The sequence below is a fragment of the Streptococcus oralis genome (assembly GCF_023109315.1).
Taxonomy (GTDB): Bacteria; Bacillota; Bacilli; order Lactobacillales; family Streptococcaceae; genus Streptococcus; species Streptococcus oralis_BS.
Window position 1 is genome coordinate 154791 of the sequence record NZ_JALDUF010000005.1, and the last position, 24026, is coordinate 178816.

The 24026-nt window shown below is 42.6% G+C and carries 22 protein-coding genes and 1 pseudogene; 8 read left to right on the plus strand and 15 right to left on the minus strand.

The annotated features are described in order from the left end of the window. Positions 1-62: 62 nt before the first annotated feature. The 3 genes and pseudogenes from M1F74_RS07615 to M1F74_RS07625 form a co-directional block, all read right to left on the minus strand. Positions 63-366 (minus strand): annotated as a pseudogene (locus M1F74_RS07615) (hypothetical protein). Between the two features lie 126 nt (positions 367-492). Further along, the gene (rnmV, locus tag M1F74_RS07620) at positions 493-1059 is read right to left on the minus strand and encodes a ribonuclease M5 (protein ID WP_061587995.1); all 567 of its coding nucleotides are present in this window, start codon (positions 1057-1059) and stop codon (positions 493-495) included. Then, on the minus strand, positions 1059-1832 hold the full coding sequence (locus tag M1F74_RS07625; RefSeq protein ID WP_247946752.1) for a TatD family hydrolase: 774 nt from the start codon (positions 1830-1832) through the stop codon (positions 1059-1061). The genes rnmV and M1F74_RS07625 overlap by 1 nt, the downstream gene beginning before the upstream one ends. 149 nt (positions 1833-1981) lie before the next feature. Here M1F74_RS07625 and M1F74_RS07630 point away from each other — a divergent pair, with 149 nt between their 5' ends. Further along, the gene (locus M1F74_RS07630; RefSeq protein ID WP_084853078.1) at positions 1982-3826 is read left to right on the plus strand and encodes an APC family permease; all 1845 of its coding nucleotides are present in this window, start codon (positions 1982-1984) and stop codon (positions 3824-3826) included. Positions 3827-4025: 199 nt separating this feature from the next. Here M1F74_RS07630 and rpmH read toward each other — a convergent pair whose 3' ends face one another. Next, entirely contained in the window at positions 4026-4160 is a 135-nt protein-coding gene (gene rpmH, locus M1F74_RS07635; protein ID WP_000831902.1) for a 50S ribosomal protein L34, read from the minus strand. Between the two features lie 144 nt (positions 4161-4304). After that, positions 4305-5519, minus strand: coding sequence for a pyridoxal phosphate-dependent aminotransferase (locus tag M1F74_RS07640; RefSeq protein ID WP_000657745.1), 1215 nt, complete (start codon positions 5517-5519; stop codon positions 4305-4307). 244 nt (positions 5520-5763) lie between these two features. On the opposite strand from M1F74_RS07640, the gene M1F74_RS07645 reads away from it, so the two are divergent. Continuing rightward, positions 5764-6216 carry a universal stress protein gene (locus M1F74_RS07645; protein WP_000079164.1) on the plus strand — a complete coding sequence of 151 codons (453 nt, stop codon included), beginning with the start codon at positions 5764-5766 and terminating at the stop codon, positions 6214-6216. A 32-nt stretch (positions 6217-6248) separates the two neighbouring features. On the opposite strand, the gene M1F74_RS07650 is transcribed toward M1F74_RS07645, so the two are convergent. Then, positions 6249-7643: a Cof-type HAD-IIB family hydrolase gene (locus tag M1F74_RS07650; protein WP_247946738.1), complete on the minus strand. Its 1395-nt coding sequence runs from the start codon at positions 7641-7643 to the stop codon at positions 6249-6251. Positions 7644-7708: 65 nt separating this feature from the next. On the opposite strand from M1F74_RS07650, the gene M1F74_RS07655 reads away from it, so the two are divergent. Further along, a complete protein-coding gene (locus M1F74_RS07655; protein ID WP_247946739.1) occupies positions 7709-8671 on the plus strand; it encodes an asparaginase in 963 nt (320 codons plus the stop codon). A gap of 52 nt (positions 8672-8723) precedes the next feature. On the opposite strand, the gene ccpA is transcribed toward M1F74_RS07655, so the two are convergent. Next, entirely contained in the window at positions 8724-9734 is a 1011-nt protein-coding gene (gene ccpA / locus M1F74_RS07660; RefSeq protein ID WP_001090635.1) for a catabolite control protein A, read from the minus strand. 204 nt (positions 9735-9938) lie between these two features. On the opposite strand from ccpA, the gene M1F74_RS07665 reads away from it, so the two are divergent. After that, positions 9939-10256 (plus strand): DUF960 domain-containing protein, encoded by a 318-nt coding sequence (locus M1F74_RS07665; RefSeq protein WP_084938918.1) that lies wholly within the window; start codon positions 9939-9941, stop codon positions 10254-10256. 50 nt (positions 10257-10306) lie between these two features. Here the strand turns inward: M1F74_RS07665 and M1F74_RS07670 are convergent, their stop codons facing one another. The 7 genes from M1F74_RS07670 to M1F74_RS07700 form a co-directional block, all read right to left on the minus strand. Then, complete coding sequence (locus tag M1F74_RS07670) at positions 10307-11590, minus strand: DUF308 domain-containing protein (protein WP_247946740.1); 1284 nt, start codon at positions 11588-11590, stop codon at positions 10307-10309. Continuing rightward, complete coding sequence (folK, locus tag M1F74_RS07675) at positions 11583-12404, minus strand: 2-amino-4-hydroxy-6-hydroxymethyldihydropteridine diphosphokinase (RefSeq protein WP_084872196.1); 822 nt, start codon at positions 12402-12404, stop codon at positions 11583-11585. Before folK ends, M1F74_RS07670 begins: the two co-directional genes overlap by 8 nt. 41 nt (positions 12405-12445) lie before the next feature. Continuing rightward, the gene (gene folE / locus M1F74_RS07680; protein ID WP_000380916.1) at positions 12446-13000 is read right to left on the minus strand and encodes a GTP cyclohydrolase I FolE; all 555 of its coding nucleotides are present in this window, start codon (positions 12998-13000) and stop codon (positions 12446-12448) included. A 3-nt stretch (positions 13001-13003) separates the two neighbouring features. After that, positions 13004-14305: a bifunctional folylpolyglutamate synthase/dihydrofolate synthase gene (locus M1F74_RS07685; protein ID WP_096422820.1), complete on the minus strand. Its 1302-nt coding sequence runs from the start codon at positions 14303-14305 to the stop codon at positions 13004-13006. 1 nt (position 14306) lies between these two features. Continuing rightward, on the minus strand, positions 14307-15281 hold the full coding sequence (gene folP, locus M1F74_RS07690; protein ID WP_033585464.1) for a dihydropteroate synthase: 975 nt from the start codon (positions 15279-15281) through the stop codon (positions 14307-14309). A 75-nt stretch (positions 15282-15356) separates the two neighbouring features. Further along, a complete protein-coding gene (locus M1F74_RS07695) occupies positions 15357-16064 on the minus strand; it encodes a CPBP family intramembrane glutamic endopeptidase (RefSeq protein ID WP_033585462.1) in 708 nt (235 codons plus the stop codon). A gap of 54 nt (positions 16065-16118) precedes the next feature. Beyond that, positions 16119-17537 carry an NCS2 family permease gene (locus M1F74_RS07700; protein ID WP_007522449.1) on the minus strand — a complete coding sequence of 473 codons (1419 nt, stop codon included), beginning with the start codon at positions 17535-17537 and terminating at the stop codon, positions 16119-16121. Between the two features lie 186 nt (positions 17538-17723). Between M1F74_RS07700 and M1F74_RS07705 the strand changes: the two genes are divergently transcribed. The 4 genes from M1F74_RS07705 to M1F74_RS07720 all read left to right on the plus strand — a co-directional run bounded on the left by M1F74_RS07705 (position 17724) and on the right by M1F74_RS07720 (position 21619). After that, a complete protein-coding gene (locus M1F74_RS07705) occupies positions 17724-18536 on the plus strand; it encodes a Cof-type HAD-IIB family hydrolase (protein WP_007522452.1) in 813 nt (270 codons plus the stop codon). Positions 18537-18816: 280 nt separating this feature from the next. Next, positions 18817-19806: a PTS sugar transporter subunit IIB gene (locus M1F74_RS07710; RefSeq protein WP_007522453.1), complete on the plus strand. Its 990-nt coding sequence runs from the start codon at positions 18817-18819 to the stop codon at positions 19804-19806. A gap of 74 nt (positions 19807-19880) precedes the next feature. Next, positions 19881-20693 carry a PTS mannose/fructose/sorbose transporter subunit IIC gene (locus tag M1F74_RS07715; RefSeq protein WP_001280325.1) on the plus strand — a complete coding sequence of 271 codons (813 nt, stop codon included), beginning with the start codon at positions 19881-19883 and terminating at the stop codon, positions 20691-20693. Between the two features lie 14 nt (positions 20694-20707). Further along, a complete protein-coding gene (locus tag M1F74_RS07720) occupies positions 20708-21619 on the plus strand; it encodes a PTS system mannose/fructose/sorbose family transporter subunit IID (protein ID WP_247946741.1) in 912 nt (303 codons plus the stop codon). Between the two features lie 63 nt (positions 21620-21682). On the opposite strand, the gene M1F74_RS07725 is transcribed toward M1F74_RS07720, so the two are convergent. Further along, the gene (locus M1F74_RS07725) at positions 21683-23911 is read right to left on the minus strand and encodes an HAD-IC family P-type ATPase (protein WP_247946742.1); all 2229 of its coding nucleotides are present in this window, start codon (positions 23909-23911) and stop codon (positions 21683-21685) included. Between the last annotated feature and the right edge of the window lie 115 nt (positions 23912-24026).

Here is a 24026-nt window from a genome sequence, read left to right on the forward strand (position 1 = left end):
CACCAAGGGACGATAACAATACATGACCAGTTCAACCTCGGTCAGGACATCATCTGCAATTCTCATTTATTCTCTTTTCTAATATAGTATGCTTCCGGGGTATAATGATAGAGCAAAACAAATAAGGGGGGTCTCCGTAATTCCTTCCAACATCTCTTTTAATACTCCATCTGAATGGATAATCTCTCCTGTTTTAGTGAAATAAACACCTTGTTCACCATTCCGATTACGGAGTTCCCAGGCCACATTATTTCCTTGAACAGACGGCAAATAACCTTTCTTTTCTAGAAAGTCAAAAAATTCTTTCACCGTCATATCTTCAGGAATCTCAAATTCTGTCTCATGGGGCAGTACATCATCCCCCATACACACAGACTCTCTGTCAACTTGTATTTTCATTTCGATCTGTCCTTATAAGTTTCTATTTGAACGCTATCAAAATAAATCTAAGTACCTCTATTGTAACACATTCCCTTTGTATTTTTGGGCTATCTAGCTATTATCATAACTTTCCATAGCTTCTTCCACTTCTGCCAAGGTTACGCCAAACAACTCTAAACGCTTGAGGAGTTGCTTGCCGTTGGAATAGCCGATGCGGAGCTGTTCACCTAGATACTCTCTGCGCCTACGACTGTCTGCTCCCGCCAAGAAACCTAGGCGAATCAAGTCACCACGACTGATGTCAAACTCGTTCTCGTTTTCAAATTTCTCTGTCACTTGAGCCAGCGCTGTTTTTAGATCTTCGTAGCTGGCGTGTTCGATTCCCAGAGAACGTCCCTTGGACTTAGATTTGGGAACAGCCTCATCTCGCTTGAGAAAGGCATGCTGCACTGTTGGAATGGCCGTCATAATCATACGCCGAATCCGCTCCCCATTAAAATCTGGATCTGTAAAGACAATGACTCCATGCAGTTCATGCAGGCGTTGAATTCGCTCTATATCTTGATTATTGATTGCCGATCCTCGTGTCTCATAGGTCTCTACGTCAAAATAACGTTTGAGATTAGCTGTATCATCCCGTCCTTCGACTACGATGACTTGGGAAATTTTTTCTTTCATCACTTGCTGTCCAATCCAAAGATACACTCTGCATTTGCAGTCGTTACTGCGGCTAACTCCTCAGTCGTCATCCCACGCAAGTCGGCGATAAAGTCCACCACATAGCGTGTGTAGGCTGTTTTGTTTTCACGGCCACGTTTAGGAACAGGAGCCAGGTAAGGCGCATCCGTCTCTACCAGAATCTTATCTAAAGGAAGCTCTCTAGCAGCTTCTTGGACATCCGTAGCTTTTTTAAAGGTCACCACTCCTGAGAAAGAAATGGTCATACCAAGCTTGACAAACTTCTCAGCCCACTCGAGAGAGCCTGAAAATGAATGCATAATCCCACCACGAGGACCAACGCCCTCGCTCTTGATAATCTCATAAGTATCTTCTAGCGCATCACGAGTGTGGACCACAAAAGGCAAGTTCAAATCCTTAGACAGCTGAATCTGACGACGAAAAACCTTCTCCTGCACTTCCTTAGGTGCTGTCATCCAATGGTAGTCCAGACCAATCTCACCTAAAGCGACAACCTTGGGATGCTTTAGCTTTTTAAGCAAGTAAGCTTCGACCTCGTCTGTGTATGTCCCTGCTTCCGTTGGATGCCAGCCAATAGTTGCGTAGAGTTGCTCATACTCATCTACCAACTCTAGGGCACGTTCAATAGTCGGTTTATCAAAACCAACAATATTCATCTGTGTCACACCCATCTCAGCAGCCAAGGCGATTTCTTCTACCTCACGTCCTGCAAATTCCTCTACATTTAAATGTGTATGCGTATCAAAAATCATCTCTTCTAACCTCATTCTTCCATCTATTATACCAAAAATAGCATCCCTCGGCTTGGAAAAATATCCAAAAATCAGTCATTCTCCCTTGACTGCCCTTTTTCAAAGCAGTATAATAACACTTATTGAAATTTTCATCAAAGGAAAAGAAAATGTTTAGAAAATTAAAATATACCTTTATCGGTCGACCACTCAAGTCTCTCACAGACGGCGAAGGGGGATTACTTGGAAAAATGCAGGCACTTGCAATGTTATCCAGTGATGCCCTGTCTTCTATTGCCTATGGACCCGAACAAGTCATTCTCGTTTTAGTTAGTCTCTCTCCTCTCGCTATTTGGTGGAGCCTCCCTATCGGTATTTTTGTCCTCTTACTCCTCGCTAGCTTGACCATTTCCTATCGTCAAATTATTCACGCCTATCCTCAAGGTGGTGGGGCTTATATGGTCACTCGGGAAAATCTCTCCCCTGAACTAGGCTTGATTGCAGGGGGCAGCCTCCTTGTTGACTATATGCTGACAGTAGCCGTATCCGTTGCTTCTGGAGCTGATGCTATTACTGCAGCCATCCCTGCCCTCCATCCCTATAATCTTCATATCTCTATTTTCCTAGTCTGCCTGCTCATGCTCTTGAATTTAAGAGGATTAAAAGAATCTGCCAGCTCTCTGATGATTCCCGTCTACCTCTTTATCTTCAGTACCGTCTTTCTCTTGCTTTATGGGTTCTTTCAACTATTTACAGGTTCCCTAAACTATCAGGCGACTTCAACCATTGGACAAACTGTTCCGAGTCTTTCCATCGTTCTCCTACTAAGAGCCTTTACCAGTGGCTCTGCCTCTCTGACAGGGGTTGAAGCTATTTCAAATGCGGTACCATTTTTCAAAACTCCGAAAGAAAAGAATGCTGCTCAGACTTTGACCATCATGTCACTCATTCTAGGTTTTCTTTTTGCAGGCATTACCTTCCTAAACTACTGGATGGGTATCACGCCTCAACACGGAGAAACCATCCTCTCGCAAATGGCCAAGGGCATTCTTGGTGATTCATTCTTTGGTCATGCTAGCTACTATCTCTTCCAGTTCTCGACAGCCTTGATTCTAGCCGTAGCTGCAAATACTGGCTTTTCAGCCTTCCCTATGCTGTCCTACAATATGGCCAAAAACAAGTACATGCCCCATCTCTTTATGGAAAAAGGGGATCGCCTTGGCTACTCCAACGGTATCTTAACTCTGGCTTTTGGAGCTATGATCCTTCTTCTCATTTTTAATGGGAATACTGAGCGCTTGATTCCTCTTTATACTATCGGAGTCTTCGTTCCCTTTGCCCTTTCTCAGACTGGGATGATTCGCCATTGGAAAAAGGAAAAAGGAGCAAACTTCTTAAAATCTGCCTTCGCTAATATCCTTGGGGCCATCATTTGTTATGCCATTGTCCTCATTTTACTCCTCTTCAGACTGGGTGATATCTGGCCATTCTTCCCAATTATCCTAGTTTTAACCTTCCTCTTTTTGTCCATTCACAACCATTACCAAAAAGTGGCAAAACAACTACGACTCTACGAAGGAATTGAAAAACGCACTTATGATGGCAACCTTGTCCTTGTCCTAGTAGGAAATGTCACTCGAGTAAGTATCGGAGCCATCAACTACGCTCAAAGTATCGGTGACGAAGTGTTGGCCATGCACATTTCTACTAAAGAAACGGCAGAAAAAGACCAAGAAATTCTTCAGGAATTTGCCGATTACTTCCCAAATATCACTCTGAAGAATATCAACACTAGCTACCGCGACATCATCACCCCTAGCGTCAAGTATGTCAAACGAATCGCCCAAGAAGCTAAGCAAAAAAACTACACCGTTACAGTCCTCGTACCACAGTTCATCCCTAACAAGCCTTGGCAAAATATCCTGCACAATCAAATGAGCCTCAAACTAAAATACGCTCTCAGATGGCACGAAGACGTCGTTGTCGCTAGCTACTCTTATCACTTAAAAGAATAAACAAAAGCTCAAAATCATTTGTTTTTGATTTTGAGCTTTTTTATCTAAACTTCTCAAATTTTCTTATAGATCAGAGACTTATTCCATGATACAAAACTCATACTGAAATGTATGAATCTTTCACTATCTATATTTGTTGAGCAAAACAAAAGCCAGTAGACTCGAGTTCCTACTGGCTTCTTTGCTGAATTTGTTTGGATTATGCAGCCAAAACTTTGCGTCCTTTACGACGACGAGCTGCCAATACGCGACGACCGTTTTTAGTTGACATACGGTTACGGAATCCGTGTTTGCGCGCACGACGAATTTTACTTGGTTGATAAGTACGTTTCACGATGAATACCTCCTCATAGATTTTGTATTCGTTTAGCCGGCTATAAAGTGATCAGTTACTAAACATACTTTACTATTCTATCTGATTCTGATACTTTTGTCAATAGCTCTAGGCAAATGTTTCCAGCTTTTTCTCATGTAAGCCCTATCTACGATACTGTTTCAAGAAACGAGTCATCTTTTCTTGGATTTGTGCTAATTCATCTACACGAGGGAGGTAAACAATACGGAAATGGTCTGGTTCTTGCCAGTTAAAACCGCGACCATGAACCAAGAGAACCTTCTCTTGCTTCAAGAAATCAAGAACAAACTGTTCATCATCATCGATGCGGTACATATTGCGATCAATTTTAGGGAAAATATAAAGTCCGGCTTTGGGTTTGACCGCAGACAAGCCTGGAATATCTTGGATGGCATTGTAAATGAAGTTTCTTTGCTCGTAGATCCGTCCACCAGGAAGGAGCAATTCGTCCACCGACTGGTGCCCACCTAGCGAGGTTTGTACGACTTGCTGGGCCAAAACGTTAGAGCAAAGGCGCATGTTAGATAGCATATTAAGACCTTCAATATAGCCCTTGACATGTGTCTTAGGTCCTGATAAGACCATCCATCCTATACGGAAACCAGCGATACGGTGAGATTTTGAAAGACCATTCATGCTGACACAGAAGACATCTGGAGCCAGACTAGCTACTGAGACATGCTCATGACCGTCCATGACCATACGGTCGTAGATTTCATCCGCAAAGATGATCAAGTCGTTTTGACGTGCAATTTCGATAATCTCCAACAAAAGTTCCTTGGGATAGAGGGCTCCTGTCGGATTATTTGGATTGATGAGAATAATAGCCTTGGTATTTGAAGTGATTTTTGACTTGATATCGTCAATATCAGGGTACCATTCTGCAGCCTCATCACAGATATAGTGAACGGCATTTCCTCCAGCTAGGCTGACAGCTGCTGTCCAGAGAGGATAGTCCGGCATGGGCACCAAGACCTCATCTCCATTGTCCAAAAGCCCCTGCATGGACATGACAATCAGTTCACTGACACCATTTCCAAGGTAAATATCATCAATATCCACATTTGGGAATTTCTTCAGTTGGCAATACTGCATGATAGCCTTACGGGCTGAGAAAATCCCTTTAGAATCAGAGTAACCTTCGCTATCACGCGCATTCATAATCAAATCATGAATGACCTCATCTGGCGCTGTAAAGCCAAATTCTGCTGGATTCCCTGTATTCAGGCGTAAAATCTTTTCTCCATTTGCTCGCATACGCATGGCTTCTTCTAAAACAGGACCACGGATATCATAAGCAACATGCTCTAGCTTGCTAGATTTGTTAAATTCTTTCATCTTTTTTCCTCAATTCGTCAGGATAGTAACATTATACCACTAGAAAGTCGCTGCGACAAGCTTCCATAAACAAGGAAGTAAAAGAAAAAATGGACAATGGGAATTCTCATCAATTCTCTTTTCTTTTATTTCTATATACGCACTAAGTCTATGACCAACAATATGGTTTAAAATATGATTTTTACTTTACTTCTTTAGTGAAAAGGGTTACAATAAAAGTAAGAAAATTTCAGGAGGTTTCATTATGGCACAACGTTACCAAAATGTTATGGTCGCAATTGATGGTTCTAAAGAAGCGGACTTGGCTTTCGTCAAAGGTGTTTATACTGCTCTACGCAATGAATCCAAGCTCACCATTGTCCATGTTATTGACACACGCGCTCTTCAAAGCGTATCTACCTTTGATGCTGAAGTTTACGAAGAACTCCAAGCCGATGCTGAAAGTATGATGAAAGAGTATGAAAAGCGTGCAAAAGACGCTGGTTTAACGGATATCCACATCGTCATCGAAATGGGAAATCCAAAAACTCTCCTCGCTCGGACGATTCCGGACGCAGAAAATGTTGACTTGATTTTAGTTGGTGCTACAGGTCTCAATGCCTTTGAACGCCTCTTAGTCGGTTCTTCATCTGAATATATTCTCCGCCATGCAAAAGTCGATTTGCTGGTCGTGAGAGAAAGTGAAAAAACATTATAATTATTAAAAAAGGAGCCTAGAGCTCCTTTTTGTTACTTATTATTTCTATTTCTTTCCTTATGTCGCTCATAAGCCTTAAGCTGACGTTGTAGCTCCTGTTTAATAGCAGGTTCTGGAGCATATTTTTCTTCCCAGTCATCTGGTTTTAAAATCTTGTGTGTAACTGGATCAAAATGAGCTTTTCCATCAGGGAAGACCTTCCCCATATTCGCTTCATGGACAATATCAAAAATACGTTCTGGATCCACTCCCATCAAAACAAAACTACCGTATGTGAAATACAGTGTGTCAATCAAAGCATCCACTTGACCGACCAGATTTTGCTTAGCAGGTGTCTTTTTCGCCACTTTCTCTGCCGCATTATCAAGTGCCTCATGCATGCTTGCAAGGGAGTTTTGAAATTCTTCCTCCGAAGAACTTGCTGCACGAACAAACTCCACTAATTCTTCAATTTTAAAGTCTGCGCGGTGGGTTGCACCTTCAGCATCCCATGCCTGTGGCTCTTCTTGAGTTCGTTCATCCATCATGTGGTGGAAGGTCTTGACCTTATTAAAGTGGTAGTCTCGACTGACAAACACTTTTTCTGAAGCCAAAACACCAAAGTGCTCGAGCGCCTTGTGGATACCATCTTGTTGATTACTTGCCGTAATATGCTTGGCAACTTCTTTGACACTGCTACTGCCATTCCCCATAGCGACCGACATACCAACACCCGCCAACATTTCCAGATCGTTGTCTGAATCACCAAAGGCCATGACTTGGTTGAGATCAAAGCCATATTCTTTCCCGACTCGGCGAATGCCTTCTAATTTGGAATTTCCTTGGTTAATGATATCTGCTGCAAAAGGATTGCTTCGAGTTAATTTCAAATCTTCAAAATCACTTGCAGCTTTCTCAGATTCCTCTGGCGTCATCAGCATCAAAACTTGGTAAATGGGCTGATTAATCAAGTTAAGCAGGTCGTCTTCCTTTTGAGGAACTGCCTTGCTGACCATTCGATTAAAGGATCGGCTAACGGTTCTTGTCAGCACAGTCGGGATAAAACGACTAACCAGTTGAGAAAAGGATCCGAGACCAAATGACATAATTTTCGAACCAACAACGGCATGCTCGGTTCCAAGAGCGATTTCTTTACGCTCCTTTTTAGCATAAGCAATCAGTTGACGCAGGCTTGACTTAGCAATCGGACTTGCAAAGAGTACCTTTTCTTTATTAAAAATATATTGGCCATTGTAGGTCACCGCAAAATCCAAGTCCAAGTCTTCCATCAATTTCTTGACAAAAAACGGCCCTCGTCCTGTCGCTACTCCAACAAGCACTCCTTGCTCTTTGACAATCTTAATCGCGTCCTTAGTGGATTTCAAAACACTCTTACGATCGTTGACTAGCGTTCCATCGATATCAAAAAAAACAGCCTTGACTTCCATCCTGTCCCATTCTCCCCTTTTGTGTTACAATGATTATACCACATTTCAGAAAGAGTGACTAAATCATGCCTAAGAAAATCCTTGTTTTACATACAGGTGGGACTATTTCCATGCAAGCAGACGCCACTGGTGCCGTTGTAACTAGCCAGGAAAATCCCATGAACCATGTTTCCAATCCGCTTGAAGGGATTGAGGTTCATGCCCTAGACTTTTTTAACCTGCCAAGCCCCCATATCAAACCCAAGCATATGCTTGCACTCTATCATAAAATCAAAGAGGAAGCTGATAATTACGACGGAGTTGTCATCACACATGGTACAGATACCTTAGAAGAAACAGCTTACTTCCTTGATACCATGAAAATTCCGCTCATCCCCATCGTTCTAACAGGGGCCATGCGTAGTTCTAATGAACTTGGTAGCGACGGTGTATATAACTATCTGAGTGCTCTGCGAGTTGCCAGTGATGATAAAGCAGCCGACAAGGGTGTACTGGTCGTCATGAACGACGAGATTCACGCAGCCAAGTATGTTACCAAAACTCATACGACCAATGTCAGCACCTTTCAAACCCCAACACATGGACCTCTTGGTCTCATCATGAAACAAGAAATCCTCTACTTTAAAACGGCTGAACCTCGTGTCCGGTTTGATCTTGAGCATATTCAAGGTCTAGTTCCCATCATCTCAGCCTATGCAGGTATGACAGACGAGCTGATCGATATGTTAGACTTAGAACAGCTGGATGGCTTAGTCATTCAGGCCTTTGGAGCAGGCAATGTTCCCAAAGAAACAGCTCAAAAGTTGGAAAATCTCCTGCAAAAAGGAATCCCAGTCGCCTTGGTCTCACGTTGTTTTAATGGTATTGCTGAACCTGTCTACGCCTACCAAGGTGGAGGGGTACAGTTGCAACGAGCTGGTGTTTTCTTTGTCAAAGAACTCAACGCTCAAAAAGCGCGCCTCAAATTATTAATTGCCCTTAATGCTGGACTAAAAGGACAAGCTTTGAAAGACTATATGGAAGGCTAATCCTCTTCTCTAGAACACAAAATCAGGAAATCTCACGATTCCCTGATTTTTTCTATTTACGTTTTCGTGTAGAGCGACGTTCTGTCAAACCATGAGGCAAGAGAACTTCACGTTCTTCCAACTCTTCCTTATGCATAATCTTCGTCAACATACGCATGCTGATAGCACCTAAGTCATAAAGAGGTTGGGCAATAGTTGTCAAGTTTGGACGAGTGAATCGTGCAATCTGAGAGTCATCTGTCGTAATGATTTCAAACTCTTCTGGCACAGACACACCGTGGTCAGCCAAACCATTCAACACACCCGCAGCCAATTCATCACCTGTTACAACTGCGGCTGTAGCTTGTGATGAAATCAAGCGTTCTGCCAAGGCATAGCCATCGTCATAGCTGTATTTTGATTCGAAGACCAAGCCCTCGCTATAAGAATGTCCAGCTTTTTTCAAGGCTTCCTTGTAACCGATCAAACGAACCTTGCCATTGATATCATCGACAAGTGGTCCACTCACAAAAGCAATCTTTTCGTTTTCTTTGAGAAGGTAGCTTACAGCATCAATCGTTGCTTGTTTGTAGTCGATATTGACACTTGGAAGTTGGTGTTCTACATCCACAGTACCAGCAAGAACAACCGGTGTCCGTGAACGAGAAAACTCTGAACGAATCTTTTCAGTCAAGTGATAGCCCATAAAGATAATCCCATCGACTTGTTTTGAAAAGAGAGTGTTGACCACTGAAACTTCCTTTTCATCATCCTCATCACTATTTGCTAGGACAATGTTATACTTGTACATTTCAGCAATGTCGTCAATCCCCTTAGCAAGTGTTGAGAAATAACCATTGGTAATGTTCGGAATCACAACTCCGACTGTCGTTGTTTTCTTGCTAGCTAAACCACGGGCTACCGCATTTGGTCGATAGTCCAAGCGATCAATCACTTCTAGGACTTTTTTTCGAGTGTTCTCTTTAACATTCTTGTTGCCATTAACGACACGGCTAACTGTTGCCATCGAAACTCCTGCTTCACGGGCGACGTCATAAATCGTTACTGTATCATCTGTGTTCATTCCGTTTCCTTTCTATAATGAAAATTTCGCTTTCACGCATCTACTTACTCCATTTTATCACTTATTGTAAACACTTTCAAGTATTTTTAGGAGAAACTTTGAAAAAATTTCATTCTTCATTCTCATTTTGAAAAAGCGAGTAGGTTTCCTTGATTTTTCAGCTTTTTTACTGTATGATAAGAAAAATAAAAGGAGGAAGGAAACATGGCTTTTACAAATACCCAGAGACGTTCGGCCAGTTTTGGTGTTGTGACCAGCTTACCTGATGATGTTATTGACTCTTTATGGTTCATTATTGATCATTTTTTGAAAAACGTCTTTGAATTAGAAGAAGAACTTGAATTTCAGCTTCTCAACAACGAGGGGACAATTACCTTCCATTTCTCTAGTCAGAACCTTCCGACTAGCATTGATTTTGATTTCAATCATCCTTTTGATCCGCTTTACCCTCCTAGGGTCCTTGTTGTAGACATGGACGGTAGAGAAACCATCCTCCTTCCAGAAGAAAATGACCTATTTTAAAAACTCTAGCTTCTCGGCGTAAATTGCTGAGGAACTAGAGTTTTCTTTTTCTAATAAATGGATCGACTGACAACTAGACCGTTGGGTTTTGTATACTCTAAGTCAAGATAATCCTGATAAGTCCCTGGTACAATGAAACCTTGGGGACTCAATATATCAGTCCCAGCTTTTCCTACGATAGAGTCTGCCAGCAAGACACAATTGGTACTGAGAACGAAGTAGGTCTTAAACTCGGATGAGCTGAATTTATAGAGGGTCGCATCTGCTTCCTCTTTTAGTTGGTAGGAGTAGGTATGCTTGACCTCTCCCTCTCTTCTTTTCATCAACTGCGAACTTGGTTCCCAAGGAATTAACAGGTCTTCTATCTCCGCTAGGCGAGCTTGGATAGCTGTTTTCTGTTGGTCCGTCAAACTCAGACCATAAGCAAACAAGGTCTTCTGACTTTCTCTCTTACAGAGCTCGATGTATTTTTCCCGATTGGCCTTAAACAAAACACCGTCTCCAACCATGCCGAATAAACGCTCCGAGTGAGGATCATACGAACCATAGGAAATAACCTGCCCTTGATAACAAATATCCACATGTCCCATGGCGAGGAAGAAAGAGGTTTCTGAGGTATGGATAAAAATTTCCAGATCAACCGTCTGGTCGTTTTTTCTTTCCGAATGAACTTCCCCTTCTTGGCTTTCATGATTTGCCAGCCACTCATTTAGTTTTCGCAAGGTGCTGATAGGAATCAGAGCCGTCACAAAGATAGGCAGGGTCATTCGCATATGCCGCTTCAGCTTGGGATTGTTTTCTATCTTTTCAAAAAAGAAACCGTCCCGAAGGCTACTAGCCCCTAGCATGAGCAAGTAAAACCCAAGCAAGAGCAATTCAAAATTCGCTGCATCGTGAAAAGGAGAGATGCTATAAAGACCGAATCCTATCATCCATACAGCATCGACGAGATGATGGAGCCGAGGATGAATGGCATTTTTTCGATAGAGAGACCAGGTCACAAGACTAATGCCGCCCGTAAACAGCTGGTAGCTCGCAATGACAAAGACTAGGAGATAGAGGGCAAGGTCTTGCAAAATGATAGAGTCAAACACGAGAGCCGCAACCACCAGCTTGGCCAAGGTTACAAAGATGTTTTCCCGACGTTTTTTATCCTGAAACCAGCGAGTCAACAAGTGCCAAACTGCTGACAAGGAAAAGTAGCCCATCAGCAACTGGTACCCCACCCGCGGAATAACTTGTCCAAAACAAATCAGGAGAAGCCCTAAAACAATAGCAAGCAGTCCCTCCCCAATGCTCTTCCACTTGCTATAGGTATCGGAAAGTTTAGGCATTTCCTTGCTCCAACTGGTCAACTAAGTATCGAATTGGTTGTTTTAAGATTGGATGGATAAAATGGGGAGCTATTTCTTGCAGAGACTCAAGGACAAAGAGACGTTCTGCTACATAAGGGTGAGGTAAGATGAGGTCGTCTGTATAAATGACCTGGTCCTCCACAAAGAGCAAGTCCAAATCAATCAAACGAGGGCCCCAATGCACTTCTCGAACCCGTCCCATCTCTGACTCAATGCTTAATAGGGTCTCTAACAAGACTGGTGCTGGTAGCCAGGTTTCTACTTCAATCACCTGATTAGCAAAACTATCTTGCTCCACACCGCCCCAAGGTTCCGTCGTCAAAACACTGGATTCTTTGAGAATATGGATGCCGCGAGCTCGCAGTTTGTCAATAGCTTGTTCCAAGTTTGCTTGCTTATCGCCCATATTGCTTCCTAGGCCGATAAAGGCCCGTTGCTTGCGACGGTGGATGGTTACTGAGCAGGTATCAAGTGGTAAGTGGACTGGAGCCCAAGGTTTTTTGAGTTCCAGCTTAATTTCTTGAACAAGAGGATAAGCCTCAAAGGTACGCTCTACTAGTTTGTAGGCTACCGTTTCAATCAAATCCTCAGCGCTTTCCTGAAACCAAGTCGTCCACTGTTGGCAAAGTTCTCCATAGTGGACAGAAGAAGCCAAATCTAACTCAGTCGCCGCCTTGGTCATATCATAGGATAAGCTTGCGGAAATAACAAACTTTTGTCCCAATTCCTTCTCACTAGGAAAAAGACCATGATAGGCAAAAATTTCCAAATCTTTAATCTGCAGTTGATCCATAACTAGTCCTTTCTAGAAAAATCCGCACGCAGCGGATTCTTTTATAGTCCCATAAGACGATAAGCCTGATCTCGGAGATCCTTATCTGTTTCAAATAGGCCACGGGCTACGGTCGTCAAAGTTGCAGTGCCTGGTTTTCTGACACCACGCATACTCATACACATATGCTCAGCCTCAATGACAACAAAGGCTCCCTTAGCCCCTAGATAGTCCATCAAGGCATCAGCTACTTCAATATTCAACCGTTCTTGAATCTGTGGTTTTTTAGAATAAACTTCAACTGTGCGGGCTAGCTTGGACAAACCTGCCACACGTCCATCTGGAATATAGGCAATGTGCGCTCTCCCATAGAAGGGCAAGAAGTGGTGTTCACACATGGTGTGGAAAAAGATATCCTTCTCCACCACCATATTATCGTCGATAATCTCAAAGGATTTTGACAAATGTTCCTCCGCAGTTTGGCCAAGACCTGAAAAAATTTCTTGGTACATACGAGCTACACGAGCAGGCGTTTCCTGCAAGCCCTCACGATTAGCGTCCTCTCCTACAGCCTCGATAATCATTTTTACAGCTGCTTCAATTTTTTGTGTATCCATTCTCTAGTTATTCCTCTCCATTAGGTAGGCTCTCACTTGGCTCAAGAAATACAAGGAACCCGTGACAATCCTAACTGTTTTTTTCTCTTCATTTTTATCTGTCAATTTCTGCTCTAGAACATCCTGCCAACTTTGGTAATTAAGATTTCTAGACTTGGCTGTCTCTTTCAGCACGCTTTCATCCGTCGCCCGACTATCGTCAAAATGGGTTAAAGTCAATTGACTATCTGGCATCGTCTCTAGTAAATCCAGCATATCATTCAAGGCCTTGGTTTTAATACACGTAAAGAGGATTTCCTTATGATAATCCGCAAAGCGTTCTTGCAAGGTTGCCAATAAAGCCTTGATAGCATGGGGATTGTGGGCTCCATCCAAAAGCAACAATGGGTCTCTAGACACGACCTCCAAACGCCCCGGCCAACTGGTTTCCTCAAGAGCTTGAGCAACCAAGGCATTACTTGCAAATTCTCGCCCAGTCTCCTGGCAATAAGTGTCTAGGAGGGCAAGCGCCATCCCCGCATTCTCGATCTGATGTAAACCAATCAGACCTGTTTGAAAGCAACCTTGTCTGACAGAACTAGTATAGTCAAAGATTTCGCCTGTCACCACACTTTCTTGATGACTGACTTGATAATCACTCCCATAGACAAGTCTCGGTGCATGTTTAACTTCTGCCATATGGTCGATAACAGCCAAGGCTTCTGGAGCAATGCGACCTGTCACCAAAGGAATATCTTGTTTGATAATACCAGCTTTCTGCTCTGCTATGGCTTCCAAGGTGTCACCAAGTAGGGCTACATGATCCAGTCCAATGGTTGTGATGCCTGTTAAAATGGGCTGGCAAACATTGGTACTATCCAGAAGGCCACCCATGCCGACTTCCATGATAGCCACATCTACTAGCTCTGAGGCAAAGTAATCATAAGCTAAAGCTGTGATAATCTCAAACTCAGTTGTTCCCTGCAAATTGTCAGCAGATTCTCCCTCAAGCAAAGACTGATAGTCTGCCATGAGGGCTTCTAGCCTAGCCTCGGGAATGGATTCCCCATTAATGCTAATCTGATCCGTATAATGAATGAGATAGGGCGAGCTGAACACCCCAACTCTCAGTCCTAGCTTTTCCAGCATCTTTTTCAAAAAAGCAATGGTAGACCCCTTGCCGTTGGTCCCTCCGATATGGATGACCTTGAGTTTGAGATGGGGATTGCCTCGCAGAGCTAGGAGTTCTACCATGCGTTCCAAGCCAAAATGCGGTTGGTCCGTCCGGTAGTGGGCAATCCATTGATTGTTTTGAATTTCGTTCATCTTATTTATATTGTTTTAAATCTAGATTTTCTGCATCATCTGCCAATCGAATAGCTGACGCAATTTCAACCGCCATCCTGTGACTGGCTACATCGTGCACGCGCACCACTTCTACACCCTGTCTCGCAGCGATACTGGTTACATGAGCCGAAGCTGTGTCCCGATTGCGGAAACCGACTTCCGTTTCAGGATTGACTTCAAAGCCATTTTCCTCCAGGATATTAATGACAAACCGCTTACGCGAAACTCCAAGAAAGATCGGATATCCTTGCTGGTGTAATTTATCAAGGTCCCGTAGAAGGAGTAGATTTTCCTTCTTGGTGAGACCAAAGCCAATCCCTGGATCCAGCAAAATGTTTTCTCTTGCAATTCCAGCTTCCTCCGCTCTCGCTAGAGCACGTTCAAAGAAAGCCTCCATCAAGTCTTCGATTGGCACTTTTTCAAAGTCAGCTAACTCTTCTTCTGTAAAAGCTTGCCCAAAACCAAAATGAGGAAATATGAGTGAACTAGGGTGCTGAGGTCGAGCCATAACTGGATTAAACATGATAACCACTTTTGCTCCAGCCTTAGCAACCACATCCGCCATTTTTTCATCACCCATAAGACCCGTGATGTCATTTACCAGATTGGCACCAGCAGCCAAAGCAGCCTCTGCCACCTGACTTTTCCATGTATCGATAGAAATGAGGACATCACTTTCCTCACGGATAGCTTTAATCACTGGAACAACACGCTGGATTTCCTCTTCTATCTCAACATAGCTACTGCCCGGCCGAGTCGATTCTCCACCGATATCGAGCATGCACGCTCCTTCTGCTATCAATTTACGGGCTTGCTGGAGCGCCTGCTCAAGAGCAAAAAACTGCCCACCATCCGAAAAGGAATCTGGGGTTACATTGATAATGCCGCAAATGGCTGTTTTTACGTGGTTGACTTTATTGGACATAACGGTCACTTCCTTAAGATTCTTTACCATATTATCTCTCTATTTTACCATAAAAAGAAAAAGATGGACACGCTAGTATTCATCTTTTCCAAGTAGGTCAATGGTTTAGAATGATAGACCTAGATTTCTACTAATCAATACCAATAAGGCCAACAAACAAAATGCAATACCATTGAGAATCATATGAAGCAAAATGGACATCTCCAAGCGCTCAGTCTTATAGGCTGTCCAAGTCAAAACCGTTGACATTCCTCCATAAATAATCACAGAAGGTAAATTGGTTGGCATATGGAGTAAGGCAAAGACGATTGCACCAACAACAAAGCCAAGTTTTTCTTTTCCACGGAAGATCTTTTTTGGAATAATTCCACGACACAAAATTTCTTCACAAATCGGCGCAATCAAGACTAGTAGGAAGAAAGTTGAAATCAAGGAACTATTCTGAACCAAACCATTCAGTATTGATTGGTTATTGGTTGTTGCCTCATTTGTTAGTCGAAGCAGGAGTGAACCCAAGAGATTTGTCGCAAAAATCACCAGATAACTCAGTACCAAGCGAGCCAAGTCTTTTGCCTTAAAAAAGGATAGATTAAAAGTAGCAAGTTGTGTTTTTCGTGCACCAATAATGAATACAATCAAAACGACTATGGATAGAGCACCTACTAAGAGCCCTGACTGTAAAATCGGAAACTGTTTGTTTGCTAAAAATAAAGCAAGTCCTATGGGAAATTGAGATAGAACAAAAGCTACCAAAAGGATGATCACCCATTTCCCTCTGTTTAAAACCTCTTGCCAAATCGTCTTATCTTTCATGATGTACCTCCTTATAATTAAAAAGGGGAGACTCCCCTTTTTCTATTATATCATTTATAGCGCCATACTGATATAGTTAAGGATAAACAAGGCATCCAAAATCCAAATCATCGCGTGCACGTCCTTTGCTTGACCTTTGACAACTTTTGTTAACGTATAAGTCAAGAAACCAACTGCAATCCCTTGTGTGATAGAGTAGCTGAATCCCATGAAGATAGATGTAAAGAAGGCAGGGACAGCTTCAGCCATATCATCCCAATGGATGTTTTTCAAACTACCAAGCATCATAATCCCAACGATAATCAAAATTGGAGCCGTCGCAGCTGATGGAACAATTGCCAAAAGTGGACTAAAGAAACTTGAAATTGCAAAACAAATCGCAACCACTAAGGCAGTTAATCCAGTACGTCCACCTGCACCAATACCAGCAGCAGACTCGACATAAGTCGTTACGTTTGAAGTACCTGCGATGGCACCAATTGAAGTACCAATCAAGTCAGAGTAAAGAGCCTTATCTAACTTATCTGATTGGTGATTTTCACCATTTGTTGCTACGATACCGACTTTTTCACCTGTACCGATCAAAGTACCAATTGTGTCAAAAATATCTGTCAACGAGAAGGCCAGAATAGCCATAAGTGTTTCCGGTAGACGAGCAGTGTCTGAGATTAAAGCACCCAATCCTTGTGAGCCAAGTGCTGCACCAAAGATTGTCTTCAAATCTTCAAAGGCTGCACCTACATGGTTATTAGAAAAATCAATGCTTGATACATCAACCAAACCAACAGCGATAGCAAGAACTGTCGTTGTTAGAATAGAAAGGATGATTCCTCCCTTGATACCCTTAATAACAAAGAAAATCGTAATCGCCAAACCTGCAATAGCCACTAAAACAGCCGGATTATTAAAGCTAACCAAGCCTGGAACTGCTGAAGAATTTGCTGTAATGGCTGCTTGCGCCTTATCAGCACCTTCACCGGCAACTGTATAATTTCCTGGATCGATAGAGAATTTCAAAAGGCCAGCATTCTTAATCCCTACATAAGCAAGAAAGACACCGATACCTGCTGAAATCGCAGAACGAAGAGCGTTTGGAATTGACTCAATGATCATTTTCCGAACATTTGTTAAGGTAATGATTAGTGAAATAATCCCACAGATAAAGACCATAGCCAAGGCCTCTTGCCATGAATAACCAAGTCCAAATACGACTGTAAAGGTAAAGAAGGCATTGAGTCCCATACCTGGTGCTTGAGCGTATGGCAGGTTCGCATAGAAGGCCATCATCAGAGTACCAGCTACCGCACCAATAATCGTTGCTAGGAAGACACCTTGAGCAGGCATCCCTGTCTGCGCAAGCATTTGTGGGTTTACAAAGAGAATGTAACTCATTGCAAAGAAAGTTGTTAAACCAGCGAGAACCTCCGTACGAACGTCTGTTCCGTTCTCTTTTAGTTTAAATAGTTTGTCCATCATAAATCTCCTTTTGTTTTTTACGAACAATATGAGTATTATATCATTTATCATTCACCTTTTCAATATGTTTGTTTGAATTATTTAACAAAATGAAATTTTTATTTTTTGTTTTGAGTCTGTTTTTCTTCTTTCTTTTTGATATAATAGTAGACATCTTATCTGGAATCTACTAGGAAGGTTTATATGACAAAAAAAATTATTGCAGTCGATTTGGACGGAACCTTGCTCAATAGCGAAAGCAAGCTCTCCGATTTTACCAAAGAGACAATCAAAAAAATTTCAGAAAAAGGGCACCATGTTATCATCACGACGGGGCGTCCGTATCGCATGGCAAAAGACTTCTACCGCGAACTAGAGCTACATACTCCTATGATTAACTTTAATGGTTCCCTTACCCATCTACCAGGACAGGCTTGGGAGCACGAAAGATGCTTAACCTTGGACAAAAAATATCTCCTAGATATGGTCAAACGTAAAGAGGATATCCAGGCCGACTTTATTGCAGGAGAATACCGTAAGAAATTTTACATTACAGCTCCGAATGAAGAAATTGCGGACCCTAAACTATTTGGCGTAGAGAACTTCCAACCGGAAAATCAATTCAAACCCGAACGAGTAACCAAGAATCCTAACTGCATTCTCTTGCAAACAAGGGTTGAGGACAAATACGCTCTAGCGGACGAGATGAATCGTTTTTATCAGCACCAACTAGCTATCAACACCTGGGGTGGGCCACTCAACATCCTCGAGTGTACTCCCAAGGGTGTAAACAAAGCCTTTGCTCTAGAGTACTTGCTCAATGTTATGAATCGTGATAAAAAAGACTTAATCGCCTTTGGTGATGAACATAATGATACGGAAATGTTGGCATTTGCAGGCAAGGGATATGCTATGAAAAACGCCAATCCTTCTCTCATTCCATATGCAGACGAACAACTTCCTCTAACCAATGAAGAAGACGGGGTAGCCCACGCTTTACAAAATTTATTCCTATAAAAAGGAAGATTGCTATCCTGCAATCTTTCCTTTTTATTTTCATTCTATTTTCATAAAGGTCACTCATTTTCAGTATTTTTATATTAAATTTTCTATTGCTATTTTCATATATTTCTTGAACTTATTTATATATTAACATTTTGTAAGCCTGTTTTCATTGAAAACTTTTACAATTTTCGAAAAAGTAGTTGATTTTTATATGAAAACGATTTATACTAGGTACGTCTGAGGTTTTTAGGAAACCTATAAGTCAAACATTTTAAAAGGAGGAATGACAATAATGAGTATCGGAATCATTATTGCGAGCCACGGCGAATTTGCTGCGGGTATTCATCAGTCAGGATCTATGATCTTTGGTGAACAAGAAAAGGTTCAAGTTGTAACCTTTATGCCAAATGAAGGTCCAGATGATCTTTACGCTAAATTCAACAACGCTGTGGCTGCATTTGACGCAGAAGATGAGGTTCTAGTATTGGCTGACCTTTGGAGTGGATCTCCGTTCAACCAAGCTAGCCGCGTGATGGGAGAAAACCCTGAGCGTAAATTTGCCATCATCACAGGGCTTAACTTGCCGATGTTGATCCAAGCCTACACAGAGCGCCTTATGGACGCGAATGCAGGTGTGGATAAAGTCGCTGCGAATATCATTACAGAAGCCAAAGATGGCATCAAGGCTCTTCCAGAAGAGCTTAACCCAGTTGAGGAAGTTGCAACTGCTGCAGCTGCTCCAGTTACCCAAGCTGCTATCCCAGAAGGAACTGTTATCGGAGACGGTAAATTGAAAATCAATCTTGCCCGTCTTGACACACGTCTTCTTCACGGACAAGTCGCAACTGCTTGGACACCAGATTCAAAAGCAGACCGTATCATCGTTGCATCAGATAACGTTGCAAACGACGAATTGCGTAAAGAATTGATCAAACAAGCAGCTCCTAACGGAGTAAAAGCCAACGTTGTCCCAATCAAAAAATTGATTGAGGTTGCAAAAGACCCTCGTTTTGGTAACACACATGCTCTTATCTTGTTTGAAACACCTCAAGATGCCCTTCGTGCCATCGAAGGTGGCGTGCCAATCAAGACCCTTAACGTTGGTTCTATGGCCCACTCAACAGGTAAAACAATGATCAATAACGTCTTGTCTATGGACAAAGATGATGTTGCAACATTTGAAAAAATGCGTGACCTCGGTGTTGAATTTGACGTACGTAAAGTACCAAATGACACGAAAAAAGATTTGTTTGACTTGATTAACAAAGCGAACGTTCAATAATTTAGAATCTTCTCTCGAACTCTTAGAAGAAAGATTTTACACTTTATATAATTAAATAGAAAAGGAATAAAACCATGTCAGATATTTCAATCATTTCTGCTATCTTGGTTGTAGTTGTTGCCTTCCTTGCAGGTCTTGAAGGTATCCTCGACCAATTCCAATTCCATCAACCAATCGTCGCATGTACCCTTATCGGACTTGTAACAGGTAACCTCGAAGCAGGTGTTATGCTTGGTGGATCTCTTCAAATGATCGCCCTTGGTTGGGCTAACATCGGAGCTGCCGTAGCTCCTGACGCTGCTCTTGCATCTGTTGCCGCAGCGATCATCTTGATCAAAGGTGGTAACTTTACTACCGAAGGTATCGCCGTCGCAACAGCCACAGCTATCCCTCTTGCCGTAGCCGGACTTTTCTTGACAATGATTGTTCGTACAATCTCAGTTGCCTTAGTTCACTCAGCTGACGCAGCTGCAAAAGAAGGAAACATTGCGGCTGTTGAACGCGCTCACTACTTTGCCCTTGTTCTTCAAGGTCTTCGTATCGCTATCCCTGCAGCCTTCCTTATCGCTATCCCTGCTTCTGCTGTTCAAGACGCTCTTGGCCTAATGCCAGAATGGTTGAATGGTGGTATGGCTGTCGGTGGTGCTATGGTCGTTGCCGTTGGTTACGCTATGGTTATCAATATGATGGCAACTCGTGAAGTATGGCCATTCTTCGCTATCGGTTTTGCTCTTGCAGCAATCTCTCAATTGACTTTGATTGCCCTTGGTGTCATCGGTGTTGCCCTTGCCTTCATCTACCTTAACCTTTCAAAACAAGGTGGTAACGGTGGCGGCGGAGCTGCGACTTCTAACGACCCAATCGGTGATATCCTAGAAGACTACTAGAAAGGGGAACAATCATGGCTGAAAAAATTCAATTATCAAAATCAGATCGTCAAAAAGTTTGGTGGCGTTCACAATTCCTTCAAGGTTCTTGGAACTACGAGCGTATGCAAAACTTGGGTTGGGCTTACTCATTGATCCCAGCTATCAAAAAATTGTACACTAAAAAAGAAGACCAAGCGGCTGCTCTTGAGCGTCACCTTGAGTTCTTCAACACTCACCCATACGTAGCTGCTCCAATCATGGGGGTTACTCTTGCACTTGAAGAAGAACGTGCTAACGGTGTTGAAATCGATGACGCAGCTATCCAAGGGGTTAAAATCGGTATGATGGGACCTCTTGCTGGTATCGGTGACCCAGTCTTCTGGTTTACAGTTCGTCCGATCCTTGGAGCTCTTGGTGCATCACTTGCTACAACTGGTAACATCGTTGGTCCTCTTCTCTTCTTCTTCGGATGGAATGCTATCCGTATGGCCTTCCTATGGTACACACAAGAATTCGGTTACAAAGCTGGATCTGAAATCACTAAAGATATGTCAGGTGGTATCTTGAAAGACATCACTAAAGGTGCTTCTATCCTTGGTATGTTCATCCTTGCCGTTCTTGTACAACGTTGGGTATCGATCAACTTCACTGTTAACCTTCCTGGTAAACAATTGGCTGAAGGTGCCTACATCAACTTCCCAGAAGGACCTGTAACAGGTGGAGAATTGAAGGGAATTCTTGGTCAGGCTCTTAGTGGTTTGAGCTTAGATAGCGTTCAACCACAAACACTTCAAGGTCAGTTGAACTCATTGATTCCAGGATTGATGGGACTTCTCCTTACTTTCCTCTGCATGTGGTTGCTTAAGAAAAAAGTATCACCAATCGCAATCATCCTTGCTCTCTTTGCAGTAGGTATTGCAGCTCGTTTCTTTGGTATCATGTAATCCAAGCCATCGAGAATATAGATAAAAAAGAATCAGGATCAAATCCTGATTCTTTTTTATCTATCAACTTTTTCTTCTAGTCAGATAATGCAAGCCCCCAATCACCACTGCTAGGACGGCTACATAGAGCACTTGAGTGGTTTCTAGAGGCACAAAAGCTCCTCGCAGGATAAAGGTATTGGCAAGTACGCCAACAAGGGCTGCAAGGTTCAAAAATGCGAGCAAGACCAGCTTGTATCGATTAAAGGGAATGCTGACCTTGGCAACTAGACACAGACCATTGATCAAAGCAAGGAGGAAGCAAATAAATTTGACTTGACCTGGGACAGTGATAAAGAAGTTCGTCAAGAGTACACTAGCAACCAGAATGCCACCACCAATCGCAGCATTGGTCAAAATATCTCGCATAAAATGTGTGCTGACCTTTTCTTTATTGGACTCAAAAGTTAGGAAGAAGGATGGAATCCCAATCGTAATAGCTGAAATGATTGTAAACTGAATGGGGATAAAGGCAAATTCCAAACCAAATACCACACTCAAAATCGCAAACACGATGGAGAAGAAGGTCTTTGTCAGAAAGAGAGAGGCTACCTTTTGGATGTTATTGATAACCCGGCGCCCTTCCATCAAAATATCATAAAATATTGCAAAGTCATCTGTCAGGAAAACAATATTGGATACACTTTTGGCTGCACTCGAAGCCCCCTTCATGGCAAAGCTGATATCTGCTTTCTTGAGAGCCAGAACATCATTGACCCCGTCACCGCTCATGGCAACTGTTTTACCAGCATTTTGCAAAATAGATACCATCTTTTCTTTCTGTTCAGGTGTCACACGACCAAATATTTCGTGTTCCAAGACCACTCTCTCAAAGTCATCATCGCTCACCTTGGTCATATCAATCGCCCGCGCTTCTTCCTTAAAACCTGCCTTACGAGCCACCCCATATACAGCCACATGATTATCACCACTGATAATCTTCACTTCAACACCTTGAGATTCGAAATAGTCAAAGGTTTCCTTGGTATTGTCCTTAATCTCATCTGACAGAACGACATGCCCTAGCAGTTCCAGATTGGCTGGACTCGTAATCTGGTCCTTGCTATGGGCAAGTGTTAAGATTCGAAAACCTTGCTGTTTTAGATGTTCATAGTAGGCATCCATCGGCTGGGTAAAGCCTAGAAATTCATAAGCACCGAAGAAATAGGTCCCACCCTCTTTTACTTGGACAAAGGAATACTTGTTTTTACTTGAAAAGGCACCGACTTCTTGAACTTCCCACTTTTTCTCACAGGTTAAGTAAGTCTTCAGAGCTCGGGAAGTTGCATTTTCATCCTCGAAATAAGCTAGATAAGAAGATAGTTTCTCTGCTAGCTTATCATCCATTTCTTGGACCTTCATATTACCAGTCGTGATGGTACCTGTCTTATCAAAACAAAGAACATCTACACGCGCCAAGGTCTCCACACAGTATAGTTCCTGCACCAGAACCTTCTTTTTAGCAAGCTTCATGGCCGCTACCGCCAGAGACACACTGACCAGGAGAATCAATCCCTCTGGAATCATGCCGACCAAGGCACCAGAACTTCCCAAGACAATCTCAACATAAGTCCGTCCCAGACTAAAACCTCTGACATAGAGCAGAATGGCAACTGGCACCAGCAAAATGGAGACGATTTTTAAAATCTTATCCATATAGTCCCGTAGTTGAGAAGGATATTTTTTGAATTCCTTGCTGGATTTTGCGAGTTTGTTGATGTAGCTATCGGGACCCACAGCCGTTGCTCTGACGAGACAAGTGCCACTGACGACATTGCTTCCGCTCATCAGCTGGTCACCAACTGTTTTAAAGACTGAATCACTCTCACCAGTCAGCAAGGACTCATCCACTTCAATATTCCCTTCAAGGACTTCCGCATCTACAGGCACCTGATCTCCCAGATTGAGATGCAAATACTCGCCCAGAACGATGTCCTCTGGAGCAATCTCAATCGTTTGGCCATCTCGATTGACCCTGTACTTACTTTTACCAAGTAAACTAAGCTTTTCTAAGGCATTTTTTGAGCGCACTTCTTGGAAGATACCGATGGCTGTATTGATAGCAATCACACCTAAAAAGAGCATATTCTCAAATCGCAAGGTTGTGGCTACCAGAACTGCCAGAGCCAAGTTCATAGCATTAAAAAAGGTAAAGATATTTGAAAAAATGATTTCCTTGGTCGTTTTATAGGGTTTAATATCGCTGATATTTCGTTGACGATCCTTGATGTCTTGACTGCTTAAATACTTCATTTCTACTCCGATATCCTTTTGTACTACTATAATAACACATATCTTTTCCTCTGTCACTTAAAGACTCAAAATAAGAAGAACTCCCTTGACAAGCATCATCTATCATTACTTTAAG

Bases quoted from the DNA above. Each gene is read 5' to 3' on its own strand.
- rnmV (WP_061587995.1), bottom strand. From the start codon at position 1,059: ATGAAAGAAAAAATTTCCCAAGTCATCGTAGTCGAAGGACGGGATGAT.
- M1F74_RS07625 (WP_247946752.1), bottom strand. From the start codon at position 1,832: ATGATTTTTGATACGCATACACATTTAAATGTAGAGGAATTTGCAGGA.
- M1F74_RS07630 (WP_084853078.1), top strand. From the start codon at position 1,982: ATGTTTAGAAAATTAAAATATACCTTTATCGGTCGACCACTCAAGTCT.
- M1F74_RS07640 (WP_000657745.1), bottom strand. From the start codon at position 5,519: ATGAAAGAATTTAACAAATCTAGCAAGCTAGAGCATGTTGCTTATGAT.
- M1F74_RS07645 (WP_000079164.1), top strand. From the start codon at position 5,764: ATGGCACAACGTTACCAAAATGTTATGGTCGCAATTGATGGTTCTAAA.
- M1F74_RS07650 (WP_247946738.1), bottom strand. From the start codon at position 7,643: ATGGAAGTCAAGGCTGTTTTTTTTGATATCGATGGAACGCTAGTCAAC.
- M1F74_RS07655 (WP_247946739.1), top strand. From the start codon at position 7,709: ATGCCTAAGAAAATCCTTGTTTTACATACAGGTGGGACTATTTCCATG.
- ccpA (WP_001090635.1), bottom strand. From the start codon at position 9,734: ATGAACACAGATGATACAGTAACGATTTATGACGTCGCCCGTGAAGCA.
- M1F74_RS07665 (WP_084938918.1), top strand. From the start codon at position 9,939: ATGGCTTTTACAAATACCCAGAGACGTTCGGCCAGTTTTGGTGTTGTG.
- M1F74_RS07670 (WP_247946740.1), bottom strand. From the start codon at position 11,590: ATGCCTAAACTTTCCGATACCTATAGCAAGTGGAAGAGCATTGGGGAG.
- folK (WP_084872196.1), bottom strand. From the start codon at position 12,404: ATGGATCAACTGCAGATTAAAGATTTGGAAATTTTTGCCTATCATGGT.
- folE (WP_000380916.1), bottom strand. From the start codon at position 13,000: ATGGATACACAAAAAATTGAAGCAGCTGTAAAAATGATTATCGAGGCT.
- M1F74_RS07685 (WP_096422820.1), bottom strand. From the start codon at position 14,305: ATGAACGAAATTCAAAACAATCAATGGATTGCCCACTACCGGACGGAC.
- folP (WP_033585464.1), bottom strand. From the start codon at position 15,281: ATGGTAAAGAATCTTAAGGAAGTGACCGTTATGTCCAATAAAGTCAAC.
- M1F74_RS07695 (WP_033585462.1), bottom strand. From the start codon at position 16,064: ATGAAAGATAAGACGATTTGGCAAGAGGTTTTAAACAGAGGGAAATGG.
- M1F74_RS07700 (WP_007522449.1), bottom strand. From the start codon at position 17,537: ATGGACAAACTATTTAAACTAAAAGAGAACGGAACAGACGTTCGTACG.
- M1F74_RS07705 (WP_007522452.1), top strand. From the start codon at position 17,724: ATGACAAAAAAAATTATTGCAGTCGATTTGGACGGAACCTTGCTCAAT.
- M1F74_RS07710 (WP_007522453.1), top strand. From the start codon at position 18,817: ATGAGTATCGGAATCATTATTGCGAGCCACGGCGAATTTGCTGCGGGT.
- M1F74_RS07715 (WP_001280325.1), top strand. From the start codon at position 19,881: ATGTCAGATATTTCAATCATTTCTGCTATCTTGGTTGTAGTTGTTGCC.
- M1F74_RS07720 (WP_247946741.1), top strand. From the start codon at position 20,708: ATGGCTGAAAAAATTCAATTATCAAAATCAGATCGTCAAAAAGTTTGG.
- M1F74_RS07725 (WP_247946742.1), bottom strand. From the start codon at position 23,911: ATGAAGTATTTAAGCAGTCAAGACATCAAGGATCGTCAACGAAATATC.